This is a genomic window from Luteolibacter sp. Populi, assembly GCF_040801775.1.
In the GTDB taxonomy this organism is placed as follows: Bacteria; Verrucomicrobiota; Verrucomicrobiia; order Verrucomicrobiales; family Akkermansiaceae; genus Haloferula.
In genome coordinates this window covers 2517547-2536771 of the sequence record NZ_CP161812.1, presented here as the reverse complement: position 1 = coordinate 2536771, position 19225 = coordinate 2517547, and the positions used below count along the sequence as shown (strand labels likewise).

Annotated in this window: 13 protein-coding genes; 9 read left to right on the top strand and 4 right to left on the bottom strand. The window is 64.2% G+C overall.

Annotated features, from left to right (window positions below):
• Positions 1 to 245: 245 nt before the first annotated feature.
• Positions 246 to 4298, bottom strand: a complete 4053-nt coding sequence (locus ABWK72_RS10090) for a PAS domain-containing protein (protein ID WP_367874663.1) — start codon at positions 4296 to 4298, stop codon at positions 246 to 248.
• A gap of 644 nt (positions 4299 to 4942) precedes the next feature.
• Here ABWK72_RS10090 and ABWK72_RS10085 point away from each other — a divergent pair.
• Positions 4943 to 8437, top strand: a complete 3495-nt coding sequence (locus ABWK72_RS10085) for a hypothetical protein (RefSeq protein WP_367874662.1) — start codon at positions 4943 to 4945, stop codon at positions 8435 to 8437.
• A gap of 30 nt (positions 8438 to 8467) precedes the next feature.
• The gene (locus tag ABWK72_RS10080) at positions 8468 to 9166 is read left to right on the top strand and encodes a hypothetical protein (protein WP_367874661.1); all 699 of its coding nucleotides are present in this window, start codon (positions 8468 to 8470) and stop codon (positions 9164 to 9166) included.
• Positions 9167 to 9196: 30 nt separating this feature from the next.
• On the opposite strand, the gene ABWK72_RS10075 is transcribed toward ABWK72_RS10080, so the two are convergent.
• From ABWK72_RS10075 to ABWK72_RS10065, 3 genes are all read right to left on the bottom strand, one after another.
• Positions 9197 to 9574: a molybdenum cofactor biosynthesis protein MoaE gene (locus ABWK72_RS10075; RefSeq protein WP_367874660.1), complete on the bottom strand. Its 378-nt coding sequence runs from the start codon at positions 9572 to 9574 to the stop codon at positions 9197 to 9199.
• Between the two features lie 5 nt (positions 9575 to 9579).
• Entirely contained in the window at positions 9580 to 9810 is a 231-nt protein-coding gene (locus tag ABWK72_RS10070) for a MoaD/ThiS family protein (protein WP_367874659.1), read from the bottom strand.
• Positions 9811 to 10023: 213 nt separating this feature from the next.
• A complete protein-coding gene (locus ABWK72_RS10065) occupies positions 10024 to 11361 on the bottom strand; it encodes a hypothetical protein (protein ID WP_367874658.1) in 1338 nt (445 codons plus the stop codon).
• Between the two features lie 296 nt (positions 11362 to 11657).
• On the opposite strand from ABWK72_RS10065, the gene ABWK72_RS10060 reads away from it, so the two are divergent.
• From ABWK72_RS10060 to ABWK72_RS10030, 7 genes are all read left to right on the top strand, one after another.
• Positions 11658 to 12989, top strand: coding sequence for a dipeptidase (locus ABWK72_RS10060; RefSeq protein WP_367874657.1), 1332 nt, complete (start codon positions 11658 to 11660; stop codon positions 12987 to 12989).
• A gap of 124 nt (positions 12990 to 13113) precedes the next feature.
• Positions 13114 to 14784, top strand: a complete 1671-nt coding sequence (locus tag ABWK72_RS10055) for a glutamine--tRNA ligase/YqeY domain fusion protein (protein WP_367874656.1) — start codon at positions 13114 to 13116, stop codon at positions 14782 to 14784.
• Between the two features lie 104 nt (positions 14785 to 14888).
• Complete coding sequence (locus tag ABWK72_RS10050) at positions 14889 to 16958, top strand: prolyl oligopeptidase family serine peptidase (RefSeq protein WP_367874655.1); 2070 nt, start codon at positions 14889 to 14891, stop codon at positions 16956 to 16958.
• Between the two features lie 89 nt (positions 16959 to 17047).
• Positions 17048 to 17743, top strand: coding sequence for a MotA/TolQ/ExbB proton channel family protein (locus ABWK72_RS10045; RefSeq protein ID WP_367874654.1), 696 nt, complete (start codon positions 17048 to 17050; stop codon positions 17741 to 17743).
• Entirely contained in the window at positions 17740 to 18195 is a 456-nt protein-coding gene (locus ABWK72_RS10040; protein ID WP_367874653.1) for an ExbD/TolR family protein, read from the top strand. The genes ABWK72_RS10045 and ABWK72_RS10040 overlap by 4 nt, the downstream gene beginning before the upstream one ends.
• Positions 18196 to 18198: 3 nt before the next feature.
• The gene (locus ABWK72_RS10035; protein WP_367874652.1) at positions 18199 to 18948 is read left to right on the top strand and encodes a hypothetical protein; all 750 of its coding nucleotides are present in this window, start codon (positions 18199 to 18201) and stop codon (positions 18946 to 18948) included.
• Positions 18945 to 19187 carry a hypothetical protein gene (locus tag ABWK72_RS10030; protein WP_367874651.1) on the top strand — a complete coding sequence of 81 codons (243 nt, stop codon included), beginning with the start codon at positions 18945 to 18947 and terminating at the stop codon, positions 19185 to 19187. Before ABWK72_RS10035 ends, ABWK72_RS10030 begins: the two co-directional genes overlap by 4 nt.
• Positions 19188 to 19225 lie beyond the last annotated feature (38 nt).

Here is a 19225-nt window from a genome sequence, read left to right as displayed (position 1 = left end):
CCGGAACCGAGGATCCTTATCCGCCTCCGCGAATCCGACCCGCCTTGGTAGCTGCGTGCAGGAGGCATGACGGATTTGATAGGGATGCGGACCGGCCGAGACAAGCAAAACCATCGATGGAAATCCATCTTGTGAATGGCAACATCGATCTGGTCGATGTTGTTGCAAGCCTTTTCAATGGGGATATGGCACGGGGTCCCGTTGGCGCCACGTCATCTACGATGGATGACGTAGATAAACGCCTGTCACCCCAGTGCCGTTGCCAGGAGCTGGCGGATGGCGGCGGGGGGAGCGGGTTTGACGAGGTGGTGGTCGAAGCCGGCTTCATGGGTCCTGCGGCGGTCCTCTTCCTGGCCCCAGCCGGTGAGGGCGACGAGGACGACTTGCCGGCCCCAGGGCTCGCTGCGGATGCGGCGGGCGGCTTCCCAGCCGTTCATCCCGGGCATGCCGAGGTCCATGAGGATCAGTTCGGGCAGGAACTCGGCGGCCTTCGCGATGCCTTCGATGCCGTTGCCGGCGACCTGCAATTCGTGGCCCATTTGCTCGATGAACATGGCGAGGGTGGCGGCAGCGGCTTCGTTGTCATCGACGACGAGGACGCGGCGGCGGATGCCATTGCCGGGGTCGGAGCTTTCGGCGGCGGCACCATTGCTGCGGGCCGGGCGGATGACGGGGAGGCTGAAGCTGAAGGTGCTGCCCTGGCCGGGGCCGGGGCTTTCGGCGCGAACCTGGCCATCGTGGAGTTCCACCAGGGATTTGACGAGGGTCAGGCCGATGCCGAGGCCGCCGTAATCGCCGCCGGTGGGCGAATCGATCTGGGTGAACATGTCGAAGATCCGCTCGAGCATGGGGGCGGGGATGCCGACGCCGGTATCGCGGACGCGGACCGCGACCACGCCGTCATCGGGCACGACTTCGAGGTAAATGCTGCCGCCGCGGGCGGTGTATTTGGCGGCGTTGTTGAGGAGATTCGAGATGACCTGGGCGAGGCGGTGCGGGTCGGCATCGACGTGGACCGGGCCGCCGGGGAGGGTGATGCTGAGGCGGTGGCCGGCTTCTTCGATGAGCGGATGGGAGGCTTCGACCGCGCTGCGCACGACTTCTTCCAGCGCGGTATTGACGCGGCGGAGCTGGAGCTTGCCGCGGGTGATGCGCGAGACATCGAGCAGGTCATTGACGAGGGTGACGAGTTGCTCGACCTGGCGCTCCATGGTGGCGCGGACCTTCTCCATGGTCTCGGGCTTGTCCGCGGCCATCTTCATGAGTTCGAGGCCGGTGCGGATCGGGGCGAGGGGATTCCGCAGCTCGTGGGCGAGGGTGGCGAGGAACTCGTCCTTGCGGCGGTCGGCGGAGCGCAGGTCATCGACGAGGCGCAGCCGGGCGTAGGCACCGGTAACGTAGTGGGCGATGGTCTCCATGAACTCGAGTTCATCGGGATCGAAGCGATCGCGGGTGCGGCTGGCGAAGGACAGCGTGCCTAACAGCTCATCCCCCGCGATCAGCGGATTGCAGGCATAGGCGCGGATGCCGAAGCCCTTGACGAGCTGGACCAGCGGGTTGTCCGAGTCATGGATGGAGCAGGCGACGATCGGCTCGCGGGTCTTGGCGACGGTGCCGCAGACGGCCTGGCCGAATTCGAGGCGGTCGAGGCCGGCGCGTTGCTCCGGAGTGATGCCGTGGCAGGACTGCAGGCGGAGCGCCTGGCCGGTCTCATCGACCATGAAGTTGAAGAAGGTATCGACCTCGAGCAGCGGGCTGATCTTGCGGAAGACGCGCTGGAGCATGAGGTCCGGATCCTCCGAGGTGAGGATCACGCCGGCGGCTTCCCAGAGCAGGCGGAGGCGGCGGGCCTGGCGTTCCAAGAGCTTTTCGGTGGCCTTGCGCTCGGTGATATCGAGTGCCATGACGTAGAAGCCGCGGACTTGCCCGGCGGCGGTGAAGTCGGGCACGTAGGAAATCTCCATGTCGCGCCAGCCCTTCTCCATGTGGTGGGTCGGGCCTTCGAACTTCACGGTCTGGCCGTGCAGGACGCGGGCGATGTAGGGGGCGCGCTGGTGGTAGGTTTCGGGGTCCAGCAGTTCTTGCAGCGGCTTGCCTTTCAGCTCGTCCGGGGCGACGCCGAACCATTCCTGGTAGCGGCCGTTGGCGAAGCGGAAGACCTGATTGTGGTCCAAGTGGCTGATGAGGGCGGGCACGTGGTCGGAGACCAGGCGCAATTGGCGGCGGCTCTCGCGCAGGGCGGCTTCCGAGCGGCTGCGCTGGACCAGGGGCCAGACGCGGGCGATGACGTGTTCGATCAGGCTGAGTTCGTCCTCCCGCCATAGCCGCGGGCGGTCGTCGGTGGCGGCGAGGGTCACGGTGCGGTCCTCCAGCCTGAAGGGCTGCACGGCGTAGGAGATCACGTCCAGGCCGACGTAGGCGTCCGCCATTTCGCGGGTCAGGGGATGGGTTCTGACATCCTCGACCGCGAAGTCGCCCGAGGAATAGTGCTCCCACCACTCGACACCGCCGAATTCGTGGAGGGTGTAGGAGCCGGAGATATCGGCCGCGCCGTCCCGGGTCCAGTTCCGGGTGACGGTGATGCGGTCGAGATCCGGCTGGCACTCGACGAAGTAACAGCGGTGCGCGGCGAGGCGCTCGCCCAGCCTGGCCAGCGCGAGGGCGATGATTTCCGCCTCCGACGAGAGGGTGGCGAGCCTGCCGCTGAGATCGCTGAGAAACTCGGCGCGTTCTTCCAGGGTCTTGCGCTCGGTGACGTCGCGAGTGGTGCCGGCGACGGCCTCGACCTCGCCATCCGCGCCGATGATCGGAGTGAAGATGTAGTCGTAGATGCGCCAGCCATGGACGGTCTGGAAGGGGACCTCGCCGCGGATCGGGCGCTTGGTGGCGATGACTTCCTCGATCTCGCGGTCGTGCAGCGCGGCGTGCCATTCCTCGTAGCCGAGTTCCAGGAAGCCTTTGGCGAAGGCCTCTTCCGCGGTCTTGCCCCAAGCGGCCAGGAGAGCGGGATTGGCGTAGGCGAAGCGGTGCTGGAGATCGAAGACGTAGGCGAAGTCCGGGGTGGTCGAGAGCAGACCTTCGTAGAGGCGGCGCTTGCGCTCGGATTCGGCGGTGATCGAGGCGAGTTCCGCGGTGCTGCGCTTGCGTTCGGTGATATCGACGCAACTGCCGATGTAGCCGCTGTGTGCGCCCGCGGCATCGAAGAGGCGCAAGGCATTGCCCTGGACCCAGCAGACCGAGCCGTCCGGCCGCAGGAAGCGGAACTCGGATTCCGAGGAAGCGTGGTCGCGGACGGCCTCGTCCCAACCGCCGAGGACGCGCTCGCGGTCCTCCGGGTGAAGGGTCCGGGACCAGCCGCTGCCGAGGGCATCCTGCGGGGCGATGCCGGCCATGGCGCACCAACTGCCATTGACGAAGAGGGCATCGCCATTCGCGGCGGAGAGGAAGATCCCGACCGGGGCGTGATTGGCGAGGGTGCGGAAGCGTTCCTCGCTGTCCCGCAGCAAGGCCTCGACCCGCCAGCGCTCGGTGATGTCGAGCGCGACGCCGCCGAGGCCGGCGGGGCTGCCATCGGCGGCGGGCATGGGGAACTTGGAGGCGAGGAAGCGGCGGTCGTGGACCCACTCCTCGGTCTCGACCGGCTTGCCCTGGCGGATGACTTCCAAGTCGTGGGCGCGCAGGACATCCGCCAGCTCGCGCGGCATCATGTCGTGATCGCTGAGGCCCTCGACGCCCTCCGGGTGGCCGAGGGCCTGGCAGGCGAGGGGATTGGCCAGGGTGTAGCGGCCGGCGGCGTCCTTGGTGAAGATGGCGACCGGCGAATTCATCGCCAGGGTGCGGAAGCGTTGCTCGGTCACGCGCAGGGCTTCCTCCGCGAAGTGGAGGCCGGTGACATCGACGAGCATGTTGACCGCGCCGGTGGTGTGGCCCGCGGAATCGCGAAGGACCTGAGGGTGGGGGATGACATGGCGGCGGCTGCCGTCCGGGCGCTCGATGATGATTTCCGTGCCTGGAGGTGCCGGGTCGCCGCGCAAGGCGAGGGCCATCGGGCAACTGTCGAGAGGGAGTTCGCTGCCATCGGGGCGGAAGATCCGGCAGGAGCCGCACCAGCGGTCCTGGCCTGGAACGGGCTCGCGGCCCCAGAGCGCGGCGGCGGCGGCATTGAAGGATTCCAGGTAGCCATCCGGACCGCAGGTGTAGATGGCGGCCGGGAGAGCCTGGATCAGGTCCGCGGCCCGCAGCGGGGATGCCGGCGGAGCGGGGGCGGAGGGAATGTCACCGGCGGGCGATGGGGACATGACGGGGCGGGAAGACGCTGGGCTCTCTTTACTTCAATACGGCAGGGTAGCCTCTGTGAAAATCACCAATCACCAATCTTCCAATCATCAATCGGACGGCGGCTGCGCCGGGGGGAATGCGAACCACGGAATAGTCTGAATCCACGGATGGCTTCGTCCGGCGGGAGGCGGGCCGTTTTTCGAATGAGCCGTAACCTGAGGAGCGGCGCGACGTAAGCCCACATGCGTGCGGCGGGGGAGGCAACCGGATTTGAGATTTGAAATTTGGGATTTGAAATTTCGGAGATGGAATTGGAGAACGTAAATCAGTTGGCGGGTTTCGGAGGCGCTTGTCGCATATCGGGATGCCGTCGGTTTCGTCACAGGAAAAACGCCAAAAGCCGGACCCAAGCAGGTGAAGAACCGATCTCTATGACGAAAAACTCCATTGTAAGTCTCATTTACAATGTATATTCTTCAAAAATGCATCCGCGAATAAACCGTCGGCTGCAAACGAGCGTATAGTGAGTGAAAATGACCCGACCTCAAGCTTCCAATCCGGACTGCCCGGAGGCCAATGTGCATAGATTTGCATTGGCGGAGCCTTGGTGTTGGGTTAATTGAAGAATCTGGTCCCGATGTTAAACTCAAAATCCCATCCTTCGATGTCCCCGCACATTCGTCGAACCCGCCGCGAACAGGGCTTTGCCTTGGTCATCACCTTGACGCTGATGGTGTTGCTCACCATTTTGGCAACGGGGTTGCTCACGCTGAGCACGATTTCGCTACGCACCACCGGCTCGGCCGATGCGCAAGCGCAGGCCTATGCGAACGCCCGGCTGTCAGTGATGATGGCGATCGGCCAACTTCAGAAGCATGCAGGCGATGACCGCCGGATCACTGCGGACGCGTCGATTGCGAATGGCGCGCTGCAAGAGCATTTGGTAGGGGCGTGGGATTCGTGGAGTCCCAAGTTCATCCTGAAAACGGATAACCCGGCCGTGAACTACGGCGCACAAAAGACGAGTGCCTTCCGCGGTTGGCTCATGTCCCACCCCGATCAGAAGGCGCTCGAGGACCGGGCTTTCGCGAGCAATCCGCCGGGCATGGACTGGGTGAAGTTGTTTACCGCGGATCAAAACGGCTTCGACCTGGCGGCCGCTCCGATCGGGACGAAAGCAGGGAATGTCAGCGGAGCGATCGCATGGGCGGTCTCGCAGGAAAACACGAAGGCGAAAATCAACGTCGCCGGGCCGGAGGATACCAAGGAACTGCCGAAGAACTCGGTCTTGCAGTCCCAGCGCCGGCCTTCCTTGGCCTCTGCCAAGGGACTGAAGAATGCGAAGGATGGATTCAACACGCGGGCCAACAAGGTGATCTCGATGAACCAGATCGAGCTGGATGGCAATCTGGCAGGGTCCGAAGCCGAACTGCCGACGGTGGGGGCCAGCTACACCGTGCACTCGAAGGGGCTGCTGACCGATGTGGTGTGGGGTGGCTTGAAGAGCGATATGAGCTTGGGCTTCGAGATGAGCGACTCGGAATTCAAGAAAAGCTCGTGGGGCGGCACTCCGAATCCTTTCCGGGGGGGCGGCTCGCGGGCCAATCTGGCAAGTCCGGGATCCTTCGCCGGACAATTGCCGCTGTTCCGCCCGATGATCGAGAACCCGATTGTCGCGGTCACCACGGAATTCGCGCCGGCCACGGTCGCGAACCGCTTCTACGGCGCGGGGGTGCCTACATTCGATCACTTGCGCTCATTCTACCGCATTCCTCACTACCTCTACGGTGGAGCCGGTGGCGTCCCGATAGCCGCGGAGCGTGGCGTGGACCATATCGCGGCCAAATCTTCGGCCGCCGGGGGAGGCACCTACCTCTCGCCCGCCAAGCCGCCGCCGGGGCAGAAATCGGTGACCGCGATCCGGCCGGTGCTGAACCGGGTGGTTTACCTGCTGAGCATGGGGCTGGGCTCGGACAATGAGGTCCGGCTGGTGATGACCCCGGTGATTTCCTTGTGGAATCCCTACAATACGGCCCTCGAGATCGACGGTGCGGTGGCTTATCCGTGGATCGACGTGCCATGGAGCCTTACCTGGAACTTCAGCAAGGGGCCGACATCCAAAGGTGTCGGGCTGTCCACGGTCATGGGCTATCAATTCGAGACGAACGATCACGGGCGGCAGGTGAATCCCTACTTCCTGTGCAAGATGTCATCGAACGGGACCGACAAAGGGATCACCCCGATCCGCTTCGAACCCGGGGAGGTGCGGGTCTTCGCACCCTCCACTCCGACCCCGGTGAACTATGAGCGGACCGATGGCATCGGTACTATCAGTAAAACCATCTGGATGCGCCCGGTGGACAACGTGACGCAGTTCTCGACCAAGGGCGGCTTGGCAGTGCCTATGCGGAACGGAGTCAAGGGTGCGGGCTTCAGCTTCCCGATGGCGAAGGGCGATTCGGTCTCGCTGAGGGTAAACGACACCGGGGGGAACTACAATTACTTCGTCTCGCTTGAGGACGGCACGCGGATCAAAAATCCGGTGCCGCTCGGTGCCCAGGGAGGTCAGGCAGTCGCGGAGGTACAGATGTTCTCTTATGCCTCGACCACCAACACGGAAATCACCTCGACGTCGCGGAATTACGAGGAACTCACCGCCGGCGGGGCGATCCCCTTCGGTGTGATCGAAACCTTTGCCCGCACGGCCCTCCCGCTCACCAGTCCGGGCGGCCAGACCCAGCAAGCGTCCGACCTAGTCTACACCGTCAATCCGCGGCAGCCCTCGATCAACAAGAACCTGACCGCGGGCAGCAGCACGACAATGCCGCCCCATTACGTCTCGACGATGCGCGCGGTCTCGAGTTTCGACGGAGCGGTCAAGACGACCTCCGACGGGCGGCGTTCCTTCTGGGGTGCCGGGCACGATTCGCTGAAGGGTCAGTCGATCCTGCCCTTCTTCGAGTTGCCGCGGGAGCCGATGCTGTCGCTGGGAGGCTTCCAGCACGCGGACCTGGCTTCTTCAGCCTTCTCGCCCGCGTTCCAATTCGGGAACAGTTGGGCTTCGGCTTGGCTGCGGCGGACCCAGGTGGCGACGCGCAACCAGACCTATGCGCCCACCGGCGTGCCGATCTACGATACCTGCTACCTGACGAATGAAGCGCTGTGGGACGGGTACTTCTTCAGCGGCGCGGCCCCGTGGCTGGGCCTGGGATCGAAGCCGACAACGACGGCGGGCCACTATGACAAGGCGGACGGCGACGCTCCCGAGACGCGCTCGCTGAAATCGGTGGTGGAAGGCTTCGTGGACAATCCTTTGGAGAACCCGTTGGGGAATCCGCGGATGCAGCTCTACAAGGGCGGCGTTCCCGATCAACAACTGAAGCAGGATCTGCTCGATCCTGCCGGCTGTGTGAAGATCGCCGCTCACCTGCTGGTGGATGGTGCCTTCAACGTGAACTCGACGGATGAGGAAGCGTGGGTGGCCGTGCTTTCCGGCCTCCGTGGCGAAGATTTCGAAGTGGATGGTGGCGGCAGCTCTCCGAGCAACGACACGGCCTTCCCGCGCTTCCGTCACCCGACCGGCGGGACGAACGGTATTTGGAATGGCTTCCGGACGCTCAATGACGCGCAGATCCGGACCCTCGCCCAGAACATCGTCACGCAGGTGAGAGCTCGCGGGCCGTTCCAATCGCTCGCGGAGTTCGTGAACCGGCGGATCGAGAACAACGAGTATGGCAAGAGCGGAGCGATCCAGGCTGCGATCGATATCGCGAAGGTCAACGACGTCGCCAAGCAGGGAACCCTGCCAACGCTGCCCTATCCTCCCGAGGGCAAGGCGAACATCATTCCTGACACGGGTGTGGGCATTCCCGGCTATCTGACGCAGGCGGATGTGCTGCAATCGCTGGCGCCGGTGATCACCTGCCGCTCGGACACCTTCACCATCCGTGGCTATGGCGAGGCGCACGACGGCGACGGCAAGGTGATTGCCAATGCCTGGTGCGAAGCGGTGGTGCAGCGCATGCCGGACTTCGTCGAAAGGGAGGCCAATGCGCCTGAATCGGCGGTTGCGTCCCTGACGGAGGTGAATCAAACCTTTGGCCGCCGCTTTGAGATCGTGTCCATCCGGCGGATCCCGCGTCCCGAGATCCTGCCTTGAGGTTGCGCCATTTTCATCCACGTTCACATCATGTTGCTTGTCCGCCGCGTCCTGCTCGCCGCTCTGATCGTTGCCTTCCCATCGGGTTCCTTGCTGGCAGTCCCGATGCGTTTCCTAGCGTGGGACCAGGCCGTGGGGGCGCGTAAATTAGCGGTTCAAAGCGGCAGCCAGCAAGTCGCCTTGAAGGACCTGCACCCTCACAAGCGCACGGATCCGGTGGCCGTGACCACGGGGGAGACCCCGCCCCTGCTGGTGGCGACCGACAAGACGTCGCCTGACGGGAAGCCGGTGACGGTGGAGATCAAGATGGCGGCGGACATCCAATCGCCGCTGGTTTTGCTGATCCCCGACCCGAAGCACCCGACCGGGATCCGGCCCTTTGTGATCGAGGACAATGTCGCGAACTTCAAGTGGGGAACGATGCGGTTGCTGAACGCCACCGGCAAGGTGCTGGTGATGCGATTCGAGAAGACGGTGGTGCCTCTCCCGGCTTCATGGACTCCGGTGGATGTCGCTTTGGGCGGCGAGGGGCGCAACGTGGGAGTCGAGGCGATCGCAAAGGACGATCCGAAGTCGATGCTCTATTCCGCGGTATGGGAGCATGACATGAGCCTGCGCAAGCTGGTGATCATCGTGCCGGATACCGATGGGCCACCTGGTGCCGTCGACTTCAAGGTGATCCCGGAGAACCGCAGGGCGGTGGAAGCGGCGGCGGCCTCCAAACCCTGATGAAGGGTGCCCGGAGCCGTCTAACCCTGGTTATTGCACGCGTTTCCAGATCGGGACGTCTTGCTTGAGGCGGTCGATGGCTTCGGCCAGGAAGGCGAGGGCCTGGCCTCGATGGGCGCTTTGAACGCGGAGGAAGAGCGAGGCTTCACCGACGGGGACCCAGCCGGTGCGGTGGATGAAGTGGACCGCGGCGCAGTGGTGGAGCAGGCCGAGTTCGGCGAAGTGCCGGTCGAGGACGCGGCGGGCCATGGGTTCGTAGGCCTCGTAGAAGAGGCCAGGGAGGGCTTCGCCCTTTTCCATTTCGCGGACGATGCCGCGGAAGTCCACGGCTGCGCCGATCTCGCGGGAAGGAAGCTGCTCCGGCGGGGTGACGATGGCTTCCGGAGTGAAGAGGATCTCGACGTGCATGGGGATCAGCCTCCGGAGACGGGGGGAATGATGGCGAGTTCGCGGGCGGAGCCGAGGGCGTCGTCCCACGCGGCGAATTCGCAGTCGAGGGCGACGCGGAGGTGGGAGAGGTCGGCGTCCGGCCGCAGGCGCAGGAGCAACTCGCGGGGGGTCTCGGCGGGATCACAGGGGATCTCGCGGCTGCTGAAGCCGAAGAGGTCGCGGGCTTGGGCGAAGGCGAGGACGGTGATGGACATCCGGGGAGGGTGATAACGCCGCGGACGCGGGGGCGCGAATGGAATTTCGTCCGCGCTGAGAGGCTGTCTTAAAAAGGCAGGGACCGCTCTCTGAGCGGTCCGGCTTATGGCGGCGCTCCAATCCGGACCGGGATCGTGGCGGGGCTTCAAGCCGTCCCCCGCCGGGACCTTTCGGAGAAAGGTCCCTGCCTTCGCGAATTTTGAGACGGGCGCTCAGATTCCCGGGATGAGGCCGCCGGTGCCGCTCTGTTTCCAGATCGGGCCGTCCGTGGCGTATTGGGCCGCGGGACCTTTGACGTTCGGGTCGGGCAGGGAGTCGTCGAGGCGGAAGAGAGGCAGGATCGGGGCGCCGGTGGACGCCTTCTCGTAGGTGGCGCCGATTTCCTCGATCATCAAGGAGACGCCGAAGGAGCCGCCGGGGATCTCGCCGATGAGGATCTCGATCGGGTAGGCGTTGCCCTCCTTGACGGAGAATTCCGGGCCGACGGCGAAGCCGCCGATGTTGTCGTTGTAGTTGGGAGAGGTCTCGTACTTGTAAAATTGGATCGGCACCTTCATCGGGCCCATTTTGCGGATGTCCTTGGCGAGTTCGACGTTCTCGGTGGTGCCGTCGACCTCGGCGGAGCGGCCGTTCATGTGGGTGCCGGTGCAGCCGAGGGTGTAGCCGTAGTCGAAGATGGTGCGGTTGTTGAAGCGGATGACCAGCAGGTCGTCGCAGGCGCCGACGAAGCGGAACTTGCCGGTCTTGGGTGCCTTCACGGTGCCGCGATAGACGACGATCCAACGGCGCGGTTGCACTTCCTTCTCGCAATTGAAGGCGGCGGGGGCGCCCTCCGCGTTCATGGTGGGCATGTAGAGCTTGGTCTGGTAGAGCTTTTGGGAGGCCTTGTAGTATTTCTCGAAGGACTTTTCCTTGAAGCCGCGGTCGACGATCTCGCGCACTTCGAGGCGCATTTCGTCGTCGGTCATGTTGGTGGGCTCGCGGTTGCTGCCCTGCTTGAGGTCGTAGAAGGTGCCGGTGAGGGTGCTTGAAGTCGCCTCGATCATGCCGAAGGGGTTGGTCTTGCCATTGCCGCCGAGGCCGGGGCCCATGCCGCTGCCATTGCCCGGGCCGTGGCCGCTTCCCAAGCCCCCGCCGCTACCGGTGCCGCCCTTGCCCTTCGAGAGCGAGCCGCCGCTGAGCGAGCCGAGGGAAGTGAGCTGGGTGGAAGGGTCGGGCTCCGGGAGGGTGATGGACGAACTGCTGCCGAGGGCGGCGACCCGTGCCAGATTCGGCTGCATCATCTTCTGCCGGGCCTTTTGCTGGGACTCGCCTTCGGGAGAGCCGCCGCCACCTGCGGGTGGCATGAAATCGACTGTTTTTTCCGGTGGCTGGATGATGCGGAAGACCCAGAAGGCACCGAGGATGAGCAGGATCACATGGACGAGGACCGAGATGCTCAAGGCACCGCCGCCCAGCTTGCTCCAGAAGGACTTCCGGGGCGGTGCGGCCTGCACGGCGACTGGCTCGTAGTGGTATTCAGGATCGATGTCCGGGTCGAAGTCGCTCATCTGAAAGAGCAACGAAAACGGGTTTGGGTTTCTTGGGGGAATCTGACGATTGTGTCATGAATCCGCGCTTTCGCTGGAGTCTCGTCTGCTGTCCCGGTCGCTTTTGGATCCGTGAAATCCGACTGCACTTCGGATTTTCAACCGCGAATGGACGCGAATGGACGCGAATTTAGAAGAGGACGATGGCGGGGGATGGAGAGAATGGCGCAAAGGTGCTGCGAAGCGTGGCGGGCCGCGACGGCCTACCGTGGGATTCGCCTTGCCGGGTGGGGCGGTGGGGGGCTTGGATGCCGGGCATGACGCCGGAGCTTGAGGATCTGTTCGCCTTTCTTCGTTTTCCCAGTGTTTCCACGGATTCGCGGAATGCTGGGGATGTGCGGGCCTGTGCCGAATGGATCGTGGCCAAGCTGACCGGAATGGGGCTGGCGACGACCCTGCACGAGACGCCCCGGCATCCGGTGGTGGTGGCGAAGAATGCGCACAAGCCGGGCCGCAAGACGGTGCTGATTTACGGCCACTACGACGTGCAGCCGGTGGATCCGCTCAATCTCTGGACCACGCCGCCCTTCGAGCCGCAGATCCGCGATGGCAAGATCTGGGCGCGCGGCTCTACCGACAACAAGGGCCAGATGCTGGCCCACATCCTGGGCGTGGAAAAGACGCTGAAGGAGAAGGGCGAACTGCCGGTGAACCTGATCTTCCTCTTCGAGGGCGAGGAGGAGATCGGCAGCCCGAGCCTGGCACCTTTCCTTGAGGCGAACCGCGAGCTGCTGAAGTGCGACATCATCGCGATCTCGGATACCGGAATGGTTGCGCCCGGCCAGCCGACCTTGAGCTACGGCCTGCGCGGCATTGCCGCGTGCGAGGTGATCCTGCGGGGTCCGGCGCGGGACTTGCACTCGGGGATTTTCGGCGGGGCGATCCGGAATCCGGCGACGGAGATCGCACGCTTGGTGGCGACTTTCCACGACGCCGAAGGCCATGTCGCGGTCGAGGGTTTCTACGATGAGGTGAAGCCGCTCGAAGAGTGGGAGCGCGAGATGTGGTCGAAGCTGCCCGGCACGAGCGATGAGGATTTCATCAAATTCAGCGGCTCATCGAAGACCTTCGGTGAGGCGGGCTACACGTCTGCCGAGCGGACCTGGGCACGACCGACCGCGGAGATCAATGGGATCGGCGGCGGTTACCAAGGCGAGGGTTCGAAGACCGTGCTGCCGGCCGAGGCGTTTGCGAAATTCACTTTCCGCCTGGTCCCGAATCAGGATCCCGCGGTGATCATGGAGAAGGTGAAGGCCCACCTCGACAAGCACTGCCCGCCGGGGGTCTCGCTGCTCTACGTGGGCGGCCACGATGGCAAGCCCTTCTATACCGATCCGCACGGACCCTTCGGCAAGGCGGCGCAGCAGGCGCTGCGCAATGCCTTCGGCAAGGAGCCGGTGCTGATCCGCGAGGGCGGCAGCATCCCGATCGTGCAGGCTTTCCGCGATATTCTCGGGGTAGATACGATTTTGCTCGGGCTTGCCTTGGCTGATTCGCAGATCCACTCGCCGGACGAGAATTTTCCCGTGGAGAACTTCGAGGCGGGGATCCGGTTGAATCAGGCCTTGCTTGAGGAGCTGGGGAAGTGAAAGGCGAGAGTGCCAAGTGATCAGTGATCAGTGATCAGTGGCTTGAAGAATGACGAAAGGCGGCCTTATGGGTGTCTTTCCACTGATCACCGATCACTGATCACTCGGCACTATTTCAACGACCATGTCCGAATCTCCCAAGTCCGATTTCATCCGCGAGATCATCGCCGCGGACCTTGCTTCCGGTAAGCATCCCAAGATCATCACGCGCTTTCCGCCGGAGCCGAATGGCTACCTGCATCTGGGTCACGCGCGGGCGATTTGTTTGAACTTCGGCATTGCGGAGGAGAACGCGGCGAGCGGTGCGCGCTGTCATTTGCGCTTCGACGACACGAATCCCGAGAAGGAGGAGACGGAGTATGTCGAGAGCATCAAGGCGGACGTGAAGTGGCTGGGCTTCGAGTGGGGGGAGAACCTGTTCTTCGCGAGCGATTACTTCGAATTCTACTACGAGTGCGCGGTCCATCTGATCAAGAACGGCCTCGCTTACGTCGATGAGCAGAGCGCCGAGCAGATCAAGGAGACCCGTGGGAACTTGACGGTGCCGGGCACGCCTTCGCCGCACCGCGAGCGGACGGTGGAGGAGAATTTGGCGCTGTTTTCCAAGATGCGGGCCGGCGGTTTTGAGGAAGGGGAAGCGGTGTTGCGCGCGAAGATCGACATGGCATCGCCGAACATCGTGCTGCGGGATCCGGTGCTCTACCGCGTGCTGAAGGCGAGCCACCACAATACCGGCGAAGCGTGGTGCCTGTATCCGATGTATGATTTCGCTCATCCGCTGGAGGACGCGCACGAGCACGTTACGCACTCGTTGTGCACGCTGGAGTTCGAGATCCATCGCCCCTTCTACGATTGGGTGATCGAGAATTGCCCGGTGCCGGCCAAGCCGCGGCAGATCGAGTTCTCGCGGCTCAATTTCACCTACACGATCATGAGCAAGCGCAAGCTGCTCACACTGGTGAAGGAAGGCCACGTCAGCGGTTGGGACGATCCGCGGATGCCGACGCTTTCGGGCGCGCGCCGTCGTGGCATTCCGGCAATTGCCATCCGCAAGCTCTGTGAGAAGACCGGCATCACGAAGTTCCAAGGCGTGACCGACATCGCGCAACTGGAGTTCGAGATCCGCGACCATCTCAATACGGTCGCTCCGCGGCGGATGGCCGTGCTTGATCCGCTGAAGCTGGTGATCGGGAACTTGCCTGCGGGTCAGAGCGAGGACATCGAACTCGACAACCATCCGAAGGACCCGGCGATGGGCACGCGCGTGGTGAAGCTTTCGCGTGAAGTGTGGATCGAGGCGGATGACTTCATGGAGGTGCCGGAGAAGAAGTTCTACCGGCTCGGGCCCGGGCGTCATGTGCGTCTGCGCGGTGGCTACATCGTGAAGTGCACCGGCTTCGAGAAGGATGCATCCGGCAAGATCACGCAGGTGAACTGCGAGTATCTGCCCGGCACGATCGGGGCCGATGCGCCGGAAGGCGTGGAGTGCCGTGCCGCGATCCATTGGGTCAGTGCGGAGCATGGCGTGGAGGCGGAGGTGCGGCTGTATGACCGGCTTTTCACGGTGGAAGATCCGGATGCGGCGGAAGGTGGCTTCGTGACCGTGATCAATCCGGATTCGCTGAAGAGCATCGAGGCGTGGGTCGAGCCGGCTTTGTTGGATGTCGAGCCGGAGTGGAACTGCCAGTTTGAGCGCCTTGGTTACTTCGTGGCGGACCGTGTCGATCAGCAGCCCGGCGTGAAGGCGGTGTTTAACCGGACGGTAGGGCTGCGGGATTCCTGGGCGAAGAAGTAGTGGCGGGCACGGCGGTCCGGGCCGGGCCGTCTTCCCAACCACAAATCCTTGGGAGACCGGCAGCGATTGCGCGTATCCGTTCCAACCACCCCGCTTGCCTCGCCATGGGATTCCGCTTTCTCTGTCTGTTGCCGCTTCTTGGTCTCCTCGTCTCCTTCCAAGAGATCAAAGCCGACGGGGCGGCGGACAATCTCGCGGACAAGGTGCGTCCGATCCCGCCGCCCGGGGTGACGATTCCGGAGGATCAGCGTGCCGCGCTGACGGCTGAGGCGGCCCGGCTCGGGGGGGCGATCGAGAGTGCCCGCACCGCGCTGGCTGGGAAAGCGGCTCTGGTCTACCTGCCGGATGTGGAGATCTTCCACAAGGCGGTCGATTGGGCGCTGCGCTACGATGAGTTCTACGACGCGAAGCAAACGGAGTGGGCCAAGGAGCAACTGAGCGCGGGATTCGCGAGGCTCGACTCGCTCACCCAAGGCCAGATGCCGTGGCTTGAACAGAGCGGGCTGGTGCCGCGCGGCTATGTCTCGAAGATCGATGGCAGCGTGCAGCCTTTCGGGCTGGTGGTGCCGCCTTCTTTCCAAGCGAATCTTCCCCAGCGCTGGCGGCTTGATACGTGGTTCCATGGCCGCGGGGAAAAGCTGAGCGAACTGGATTTCATCCACCAGCGGATGACCCAGGCGGGGGAATTCGCGCCGCAGGACACCCTCGTGCTTCATCCCTACGGGCGCTATTGCAATGGCCAGCGCTTCGCCGGGGAGGTGGATTTCTTCGAGGCGCTGGAGGTGGTGAAGCGCGACTACCGGATTGATGAAGACCGGATCATCGTGCGCGGCTTTTCGCTGGGCGGCGCGGCGTGCTGGCACATCGCGACGCATCATGCCTGGCAATGGTGTGCAGCGAATCCGGGCGCGGGCTTCAGCGAGACCGAGGAGTTCCTCAATTTCTTCCAAGGCGAGAAGCTCCAGCCGTATCCGTGGGAGCGCCAGTTGTGGAATCTTTACGACGCCACGGTGGTGGCGCGAAACCTCGTCAATTGCCCGACCATCGCCTACAGCGGGGAGATCGATAAGCAGAAGCAGGCGGCGGATTTGATGGCGCGCTCCTTGGCTGGCAATGACAGCGGCGTTTTCCTGAGGCACATCATCGGGCCGAAGACGGCGCACAGCTATGAAAAGGGCGCGAAGGCCACCGTCGCTGCGGCCATTGATGACATCGCCGCGATGGGGCGCCGGCGTGTGCCGCGCGAGATCGACTTCGAGACCTATTCGCTGAAGACGAACCGGCAGGCGTGGATCGAGATCAATGCCATGGATGAGCACTGGCAGCCGGCTTCGGTGCGTGCCTCCTTCAGCAAGGCGGGGTTCCTCGTGCAGGTGAAGAATGTCAGCGCCTTCACCCTGCGCTTCGCTCCGGGCAGCTTTCCCGAGGAGATCGGTCACTCCTTCGGAGTGGATGTGAAGGATGCCGCCGCTGGGAAAGCCGATAAGGAAAGGTATCTTGCGGCGATCGAGGGCGAGACCTATGTGGCATCGGACCGCTCGCTTTTGATGAGTTTCGCGCGGCATCCCGACGGGAGATGGCGCGGGGCGCTGGAGCCGGCCGGCCTGCGGAAGAAGCACGGCCTGCAGGGGCCGATCGACGATGCGTTCATGAACTCCTTCATCTTCGTCCGCCCGACCGGGAAAGCGGCGAACGAAAAGGCCGGGGCTTGGGCGAGTTCCGAGATGGAGCGCGGCATCCGCGAATGGCGGCGTCAGTTCCGCGGCGATGTGCGGGTGAAGGATGACACGGCGGTGACGGAGGAAGACATCCGCTCCGCCAACCTGATCTTGTGGGGTGATCCGGCGTCAAATGCGCTGATGGCGAAGATCGCGCCGCAGCTTCCCGTGAAATGGGACGGCAGCGCCATCCAGGCGGGGGAGAGGAGTTTTCCCGCGGCGGAGCATGCGCTGGTCTGCATTTATCCGAATCCGCTGAATCCCGAGCGCTACGTGGTGCTGAACAGCAGCTTCACGTATCGGGAGTATGACTACCTGAACAACGCCCGCCAGACGCCGAAGCTGCCGGATTGGGCGGTGATCGATTTGAAGACGGCGGCGGACAGCCGGTATCCTGGGGCGATTCCGGCAGCAGGGTTCTTCGGGGAGAAGTGGGAGTTGAAGGCGGGTTGGTAGGGGGGAGCGGGGTGGGCCGCCCTACCGGGGCGCGGCATTTCTTTCATCGGGCTTCCCAGATCCTAAACCATCGTTTATAGCCTTCCCCCATGCCGAGCGATTTTCTCGATCCATCGGGCCTTCTGGAGAACGGCGGGCCGATCCTTTGGCTGCAGGCGGCTTTGGCGTTCTTCGGGGCGGTCTTCGTGGTCGAGCGGCTGTTTTTCTTCCACCGGGCGCGGATCAACGTCGGGGATTTGCTGGTCGGGCTGTCCAATCACGTCCGGCGCAAGGCTTACGCGGAGGCGATGCACGAAGCCGCGCGGGCTCCGGGGCCGGTCGCGCGGGTGGCGCATTCGGTGCTGCTGCGGCATTCGATGGAGCGCCCGGACCTGCGGGATATCGCGCAGGAGGCCGGCCAATTGGAGGTGCCGCGGATCGAGAAGAACTTGCGCGCGATCCTCGCCGTTTCGGTGCTGGCCCCGCTGACCGGAATGCTCGGCACGGTCCTCGGCTTGGCGGAGACCTTCCAGCGGATCACCGAGCGTGGCAATGCGGCGGGGTCGTCGGAACTGGCCGCGGGCGTCCTGATGGCGCTGGTCACCACTGCCGTCGGCCTGACGATCGCGATCCCGGCCTACCTTTTCTACCTCTACTTCCTCGGCCGGGCGAAGCGGCTTTTCCACCGCATCGAGCGCACCGGGATCGAGATGGTGAACATGATTTGCGACGCGCGCGCCGATACGGGCATCGTCTCGATGCGGGATGAACTTGATGCCCGCCGCCGGGAAGAGCGCAAGAAATGAAGCTGGAGTGCACGCTTCCGGAGCGGCCGGGGTTTCTCTTCGTGGTGCCGGCCTTCAACTTGCTGGCGCTGCTGATCGTCTTCATCCTGCTGGGGCCATCCTTCGTCAGCCAGTACGGCGTGGCGATGGAGCTGCCGGTTTCGCGCTACCAGATGGAGCGGCCGACGGATGCCACGGTGATCACGGTGCGGGCGGCCAAGCCGCCGGACCTGCCGGCTTATTTCATCGAGCGGGAGGCCGTTTCCCTGGGGGAGCTTGCCGAGCGGCTGGATGCGCGCCGCGGCAGCGATTTCGCGCCCGCCAGTTCCGTCTTGCTACAGGTGGAAAAAGGGGTGCCGGTGGAGGTCCAGCAGGCCGTGGCCGAGATCGCGCTACAGAAGGGCTTCCGCGTCTGGGTGCTGGGTCAACCGCCTGAGGATCAATCTCCCGCCCCTTCGGCCAAACCCCGCTGACCGATGTTCGGCCTCCGCCAGAAGCGTGCGACCCGCGACCGCCAATACGGCCTGGTTTTCCAGTGGCGGCTGCCGGTGAGTAGCACCATGAGCTTTTTAGGTGCGATCACGCTGGTGGCGCTGATCAGTGCCGGGCTGGCGGCGAGCGTGCGGGTGCGGGTGGGAAGCGGGGGGCCGCGCCATCCGGAACACCGCGCCTCCTTGATTGTCGTGCCGCCGGGGGCGGAATGGCGCGCGCTCAAGACCATGGCCATGGAAGCCGGACCCTTTCCGGTGCGCGAGGATCCTTCCCAAGATCCCGCCGTGCTTGCTTTGGTCCAGCAGGGGATGACCGCGGCCTCAGGGACGGGATACCGCTACCAGCCCCGGTATCAGCCGGTGGCAGTGGCACTCCCGGACCCGGCGAAGGAGGCCGCTGCAAAAGTATCCCCCGGGGTGCTTCCGGCCCTGCCGGAGCTGGAGCGGCCGGTAGTGCCCGCCATGCCGACCGCCGGACTCGCGCCGCTGGTGCTTGCCGCGAACGGGATCAGCGCCCGCGTCCCGGAAGGTCCTCCGGCCGGAGTCGCGCAGGGCGGCCGTTACCTGCTCGAGTATGATGCCGAAGGCCGGGTGACCCGTGTGAGCACGGTTTCCAGCCCGCCGGAGGCCGTCGCGGCGGCCGATGCCACGGAAGCCTGGCTGCGGCGGGTGACGATTGAAGGCGGCGACAAGGCCGGCGGCTGGACCGCCGTGGAAATCTCCGGAAGACCATGATCGAGCTTTCCCTGGGTGAACTCGCCGCTTGGGCCATCGGAGTCCCGATGGTGCTGGTGGTGTTCTTTTCGTGGATCTCGCGCTGGGCGTACCGGAACGCCGAGCGCCGCTCGCTGCGCAAGCGCGTCTCCTGCAAGCTTTGCTTGCTGGTGGTTGAAGACGAGGGCAGAGAGCGTATTTTCCAATGTCCGCACTGCGGGGCCGAGAACGAGCGGGGCCGCAACCGGAGCTTGGGATGAGGCTTGCCACGCATCCCGGCAGCCTCTAAGGACGCCCG